The organism is Mycobacterium sp. KBS0706 (genome assembly GCF_005938675.2).
GTDB lineage: Bacteria > Pseudomonadota > Alphaproteobacteria > DSM-16000 > Inquilinaceae > Inquilinus.
Genome location: NZ_VCCH02000186.1, coordinates 1 through 6786, shown reverse-complemented (window position 1 = coordinate 6786; position 6786 = coordinate 1). Strand labels below are relative to the sequence as shown.

4 protein-coding genes are annotated in these 6786 nt (G+C 68.2%); all 4 read right to left on the bottom strand.

What is annotated here, in order from left to right:
* Positions 1–218: 218 nt before the first annotated feature.
* Positions 219–2369 (bottom strand): acetate--CoA ligase family protein, encoded by a 2151-nt coding sequence (locus FFK22_RS40365; protein WP_138893364.1) that lies wholly within the window; start codon positions 2367–2369, stop codon positions 219–221.
* 271 nt (positions 2370–2640) lie between these two features.
* Positions 2641–3870, bottom strand: a complete 1230-nt coding sequence (frc, locus tag FFK22_RS40360) for a formyl-CoA transferase (protein WP_138893363.1) — start codon at positions 3868–3870, stop codon at positions 2641–2643.
* Between the two features lie 92 nt (positions 3871–3962).
* A complete protein-coding gene (locus tag FFK22_RS40355; RefSeq protein ID WP_221939251.1) occupies positions 3963–5666 on the bottom strand; it encodes a thiamine pyrophosphate-binding protein in 1704 nt (567 codons plus the stop codon).
* A 58-nt stretch (positions 5667–5724) separates the two neighbouring features.
* Positions 5725–6414, bottom strand: a complete 690-nt coding sequence (locus FFK22_RS40350; RefSeq protein WP_138893361.1) for a GntR family transcriptional regulator — start codon at positions 6412–6414, stop codon at positions 5725–5727.
* Between the last annotated feature and the right edge of the window lie 372 nt (positions 6415–6786).

Sequence of the window (6786 nt, the reverse complement as noted above, 5' to 3'; positions counted from 1 at the left end):
TCCCTGCCCTTCCTGAAGGCCGGGTCGAGGGCGGTCCCGACGATCGGCATCCTTCCCCCTCACCCTCCCGGCCCAAGCGGGCCGGGGCCCTCCCTCTCCCCAAGGAGAGTGGAAGGTCACCTCTCCTTGGGGAGAGGTCGAAATCGCCCTCGCGATTTGGGGTGAGGGGGAGCGGTGCCGATGCCCGGAACCGCCCCTTCCCTGCTCCTATGCCTGGTTCACAGCAGCCCGGCGGCGCGGGCCCAGCGGTATTTGGCGCCCAGCACCGCGACCGGCGTCTCGGTCGAGTACGGGTAGGCGACGATGCCGTGGTCGTAGAGGTACTGCGCCGCCTCCTCGACCTGCACGTCGCCGGCCAGCGATGCCACGATCGGCTTGTTGATGCCCTTGGCCCGCATCTCGTCCACCACCTCGGTGATCACCTTCGCGAACACCATCGGCGGCGTGATGATGGTGTGCCAGTAGCCGAGGATCAGCGCATGGATGCGATCGTCCTCCAGCCCCAGCTTCACCGTGTTGCGGTAGGTGGTCGGCGGCTCGCCGCCGGTGATGTCGACCGGGTTGCCGGCGGCGCCGAAGGGCGGGATGAACTTGCGGAAGGCCGCGTCGAGATCCGCCGGCATCGTCATCAGCGACAGGCCGTTGTCGACGCAGGCATCCGACAGCAGCACGCCCGAGCCGCCGGCGCCGGTGATGATGACCACATTCTCGCCCTTCGGCGCCGGCAGCACCGGGATGCCGCGGGCGAATTGCAGCAGGTCCTGCAGGCTCTTGGCCCGGATCACCCCGGACTGGCGCAGCACGTCGTCATAGACCTTGTCGTTGCCGGCCAGGGCGCCGGTGTGCGAGCTGGCCGCCCGCGCGCCGAGCGAGGTGCGCCCGGCCTTCAGCACCACCACCGGCTTCTTCTTCGACACCACCTTGGCGACATCGGCGAAGGCACGGCCGTCCTTCAGGTCCTCGAGATGCATCGCGATCACGTCGGTGGCGTCGTCCTGCTCGAAGAAGGTCAGCAGGTCGTCCTCGTCGATATCCGACTTGTTGCCGAGGCCGACGATGGCCGAGACGCCCATCTTGGTCGACCGGCTGAAGCCGATGATCGCCATGCCGATGCCGCCCGACTGGGACGACAGCGCCGCCCGGCCCTGCACGTCAAACGGCGTGCAGAAGGTCGCGCACAGGTTCTTCGGCGTGTAGTAGAAGCCGTAGATGTTCGGGCCCATCAGGCGGATGTCGTATTTCCGGCCGATGGCGATGATCTCCTCCTGGCCCTCATGGTTGCCGGTCTCGGCGAAGCCGGAGGGGATCAGGACGGCGCCCGGGATCTTCTTCTCGCCGACCTCGGTCAGCGCCTGGGCGACGAACTTGGCCGGGATGGCGAACACCGCGACGTCGATGGTGCCCGGCACGTCCTTGACGCTGGGGTAGGCCTTGAGGCCCAGGATCTCGGTGGCCTTCGGGTGGATCGGGTAGATCGCGCCCTTGTAGCCGCCGTTGATCAGGTTCTTCATCACCGAATTGCCGATCTTGCCGTCCTCGGCCGAGGCACCGATCACGGCGACCGCGTCGGGCCGCATGATCCGGTTCATCTTGGCCAGGATGGCGTCCTTCGCCGGCCGCGGCCGGGCCTCCTTCGGCTCGAAATCGACGACGACGCGGACATCGGCGGCGATCGCCCCGTCGGTGCGGGCGAAGACCGGGTTGAGGTCGAGCTCGACGATCTCCGGCACCGCGTCGACCAGCTGCGAGACCTTGACGATCAGGTCGGACAGCGCCTCACGGTCGACCGGCGGCGCGCCGCGCACGCCCTTCAGGATCGCGGCCGCCTGGATACCGTCCAGCATCGACAGCGCCTCGTCATGGTCGACCGGGGCCAGGCGGAAGGTGATGTCCTTCAGGACTTCGACCAGCACGCCGCCGAGGCCGAAGGCGACCAGCTTGCCGAAGCTGGGATCGGTGACCGCGCCGACGATCACCTCCTGCCCGCCGACCAGCATCTGCTGGACCTGGACGCCGAGGATCTCCGCCCTCGGGTCGTAGCGGCCGGCGCTCTCGACGATGCGCTTGAAGCCGGCGCGGACGTCGTCGGCCGACTTGACGCCGACCAGCACGCCGCCGGCCTCGGTCTTGTGCAGGATCTGCGGCGACACGATCTTCAGCACCACCGGAAAGCCGATCGCCTCGGCCTGGGCCGCCGCCTGGTCGGCCGTGGTCGCCAGCGCTTCCTTCGGGATCGGGATCTGCCAGGCCTCGCACAGCTGGCGGGCCTCGGGCGCGGTCAGGCTGGTGCGCCCCTCGCGCTTGACGGTGTCAAGGATGCTGCGGGCGGTCGTCCGGGCATCGTCCCGGACGTCGACATGGCCATTCATGGCGGTCCTCGCTCAGCAAAGGATGTGGGGGAGGACCGGACCCACCTGAGGCTATCCGGTCGTTGGTCACAATGGGTTCGAGTCGACGGCGGCGCCGTCGGATCAATCAACTGGGCTACCGCGTTGCCTCTCCCGCTTGCGGGAGAGGTCGGAGACGCGAAGCGGCTCCGGGTGAGGGCCCTTTGTCGAGGCCTGGGCTAGCCCTCACCCGGTCGTCCTGCGGACCCTTGCCTCTCCCGCCAGGCGGGAGAGGCAAGGGTCCGCACGTTCATCAGATCGCGCCGGCGGTGCGCATCGCGGCGATGGCGTCGGCGTCGTAGCCGACCGAGGACAGGATCTCCTCGGTGTGCTCGCCCAGCAGCGGCGAGCGCTCGACCGGCACGTCGTTGTCGGAAAGCCGGATCGGCAGGGCGACCTGGACATAGGTGCCGCGCTCCGGATGCGGCACGTCGACCAGCATGCCGCGGTCGTACATCGACCGGTCCTCGATCAGGTCCTTCATGCTGAGGATCGGGCCGCAGGGCACGTCGATCTCGTTCAGCGCCTGCATCACCTCGATCTTGCTGCGCCGGCTGGTCCAGGCCTGGATGATGTTGAAGCAATCCGGCAGATGGCTCAGCCGCGCCTCCGGCGTGGCATAGGCCGGGTCCTCGATCAGCTCCTCGCGGCCGACCAGGCGCATCAGCGGCGCCCAGCCCTGCGGCTGGATGATGACATAGGCGTAGTCGTTCTCGCCGCCCGGGGCGCAGACCAGCGCCTGGCCCGGCTGACCGCCGCCCGAGGCGTTGCCGGAGCGCGGCACGGCCTCACCGAACTCGGTGTTCGGGTATTCGCGCAGCGGGCCGTGGACGAGGCGCTGCTGGTCGCGCATCTTGACCCGGACGAGGTTGAGGACGCAGTCCTGCATCGCCACCTCGACCCGCTGGCCCTTGCCGGTCTGGGTCCGCTGCAGCAGCGCCGCCAGCACGCCGGCCACCAGATGCATGCCGGTGCCGCTGTCGCCGATCTGGGCGCCGGTCGAGGTCGGCGGGCCGTCATGCCAGCCGGTGGTGCTCATCGACCCGCCCATGGCCTGGGCCACGGTCTCATAGGCCTTGCAGTCGACATAGGGGCCCGGGCCGAAGCCCTTGACCGAGGCATAGATCACCCGCGGGTTGATCTTCTGGATCTTCTCCCAGGGGAAGCCCTGGCGGTCGAGCACGCCGGGGCCGAAATTCTCGATCAGCACGTCCGATTGCTCGAGCAGCTTGATGAAGGCCTCCTGCCCCTGCGGCGACTTCATGTTGATGGTGATGCTGCGCTTGTTGCTGTTCAGCATCGTGAAGTAGAGGCTGTCGACATTCGACTTGTCGCGCAGCTGCGACCGGGTGATGTCGCCGCGGCCCGGCATCTCCACCTTGATCACATCCGCCCCGAACCACGCCAGGATCTGCGTCGCCGAGGGTCCCGACTGGACATGGGTCATGTCGAGAACGCGCACCCCATCCAGGGCCTTGCCCATGGTCTCTCTCCCTATCTGTGCCGTGCCAGGACGGGGCGCGGGCGGCCGGGCCTCTTTTGGTTTAGAGGGGGCCAGCCCGCGCCCGCGGCCGCTTACTTGTACATGGTCTGGTTCATGGTCCCCGGGGCGTAGGCGTCGGGGTCGATCCACACATTGATCAGCGACGGCTTGCCGGATTCGCGCGCCCGCTCCAGCGCCGGGCGGATCTGGCTGGCCTCGTAGACCTCCTCGCCATAGCCGCCGAGCATCTGGGCGAATTTGGAGTAGTGCACGTCGCCCAGCTTGTTGCCGACATTGCCCTTCTCCGGCCCGTATTTCTGGATCTGGCCGTAGCGGATCTGGTTCATGTGCGAGTTGTTGCCGACCACGCCGATGAAGGGCAGGTCGAACCGGACCATGGTCTCGAAGTCCCAGCCGGTCAGGCTGAACGTGCCGTCGCCGAACAGGCAGAGCACCTCCTTCTCCGGCTGGGCGATCTTCGATGCCATGGCGAAGGGCACGCCGACGCCGAGGGTGCCGAGCGGGCCGGGATCCATCCAGTGGCCCGGCGCCCGCGGCTTGACCACGCCGCCGGAGAAGGTCACGACATCGCCGCCGTCGCCGATATAGACGGTGTTGTCGGTCAGGAACTCGTTCAGCTCATAGGCCAGGCGCAGCGGGTGGATCGGCGAGGCGTCGGAGCGCAGCTTCGGCAGCCGTGCCGCCTCCATCTTCGCCTCCTCGGCCCGCAGCTCCTCGAGCCAGGGCTCGCGGCCCTTGGCGCCGTTGTCGACCCGGCCGGAGACGGCCTGGGTGACGGCGGCGAAGATGGCGCCGCAATCGCCGACCAGGCCGAGCGAGACGTCGCGGTTCTTGCCGACGGTGCGGTAGTCGAGGTCGATCTGCACCACCGTGGCGTTGCGGCCCAGGCGCTTGCCGTAGCCCATGCGGAAGTCGAAGGGCGTGCCGACGATCAGGATCACGTCGGCATTGTCGAAGGCGTAGCGCCGGGTCTGCTGGAAGTGGTGCGGGTCGCCCGGCGGCAGCGTGCCGCGGCCGGCGCCGTTCATGAAGGCCGGGATGTTCAGGGCGCGGACGAAGGCGATGGCGTCGTCGGCGGCGCGGCAGGTCCAGACCTGCTGGCCCAGCAGCACGCAGGGCTTCTTGGCATGGACCAGGATGTCGGCCAGCTTCTCGACGTCGCGCGGGTCGCCGATGCTCTTGGTCGACCAGCGGTAATGGCCGGCCTGCGGCAGCCGGGCTTTCTTCACCGGCACATGGCCGTCCAGGATGTCGCGGCCGATCTCGAGATAGACCGGGCCGGGGGCGCCGGCGAAGGCCTCGCGGAAGGCCATCGAGCACATGTCGGCGACACGCTCGGTGGTCACCACATTGGCCGCGAACTTGGTGATCGACTTCATCATGTCGACATGCGGCAGATCCTGCAGCGACCCCATCTTGTGCTGGTCCAGCGCACCCTGGCCGCCGATCAGCAGGAACGGGCTCTCGGCGCGGAAGGCGTTGGCGACGCCGGTGATGGCGTCGGTCGTGCCCGGGCCGGCGGTGACCACGGCGCAGCCGGGCTTGCCGGTGACGCGGGCATAGCCGTCGGCGGCATGGGCCGCGACCTGCTCGTGCCGGACGTCGATGATGCGGATGCCCTCGTCCAGGCAGCCGTCATAGATGTCGATGATGTGGCCGCCGCAGAGGGTGAAGATGGTGTCGATGCCCTCGGCCTTGAGCGCCTTGGCCACGAGGTGACCGCCGGAGATGACCTCTTCCGTCGCGGCCGCTTCCTTCACTGTCGTATCGGGCATGATCGCTTCCTCCTTCACCTTCTGCTCGGGATGCACGGCATTGCGTGGCGCCGGGCGGTCATTCGAAGCCGGTCCCGTGCCGCTCGACCGACCGCGACAGGTCGAGGGCATGGTTGCGGACCAGCGTCTCGGCGAGATCCCCGTCGCGCCGCGCCAGGGCCTCGACGATGGCGGCGTGGTCGGCCACCGATCGTTCGGCCCGCTCCGGCCGGCCGATCAGGGACCAGCGGATGGCGCGGATGTGCAGGAACAGGGTCTCGGTCATCTCGGTGATCAGGGCGCAGCCGCCGAAGCGGATCAGCGCCTGATGGAAATCGATGTTGGCGGCGGCGAACCGGTCGGGGGCATCCGCCTCCGCCGCCTGGCCGGCGATCATGGCGCGCAGCGCCTCGATCTCGGCCGGGGTGGCGTGCTCCGCTGCCAGGCGGGCGGCCATGCCCTCCAGCGCGGCCCAGACCACGATCAGCTCGCGGATCTCGTCCCGGGTCTTGCGCACCACGAAGACGCCGCGCCGCGGCATCGACCGGACCAGCCCTTCCTGCTCCAGGAGCGCGATGGCCTCGCGCACCGGGGTCCGGCTGATGCCCAGCGCCTCGCAGAGCTGCCGCTCGTCGATCCGGATCGGACGGCTGTGGCCGTAGATGTTCATGCGCACGATCGCATCGCGCAGGGCCTGGTAGGCCTTGGCCTTGTAGCTGGCCTTGGCGGCCAGCGGCGCGACATCGAGCGTCACCCCATCCACCAGCATTCGGCGTCCCTGCCCCAGATCGTGCGACCGGCCGCGAAGGCTCTTTGGTCGACTGAATTCAGAATTTTGTATACCAGAAGAATCGGTCCGGCAAGCGAGGAAAGCGGATGTCTTCGTCTTTTTTTACTCGCTCCGCGGACAGTTTATGTTGCGATGCAAAAAGATGGCCGCGCCACGGCGTGGCACGGCCCAGTCGGGAGGAAACTTGTTGCGGCGAGTGGGCCTGCTTGCCTCGTCCCTTCCTGTCATGCCCGGGCTTGATCCGGGCATCCAGAGATGTCGATGCCGTTCTGGATGGCCCTGGATCGCCGGGTCAAGCCCGGCGATGACAAACGGGGGGAGCGGTTCCTACTTCACGCGGCCAGCGACTTG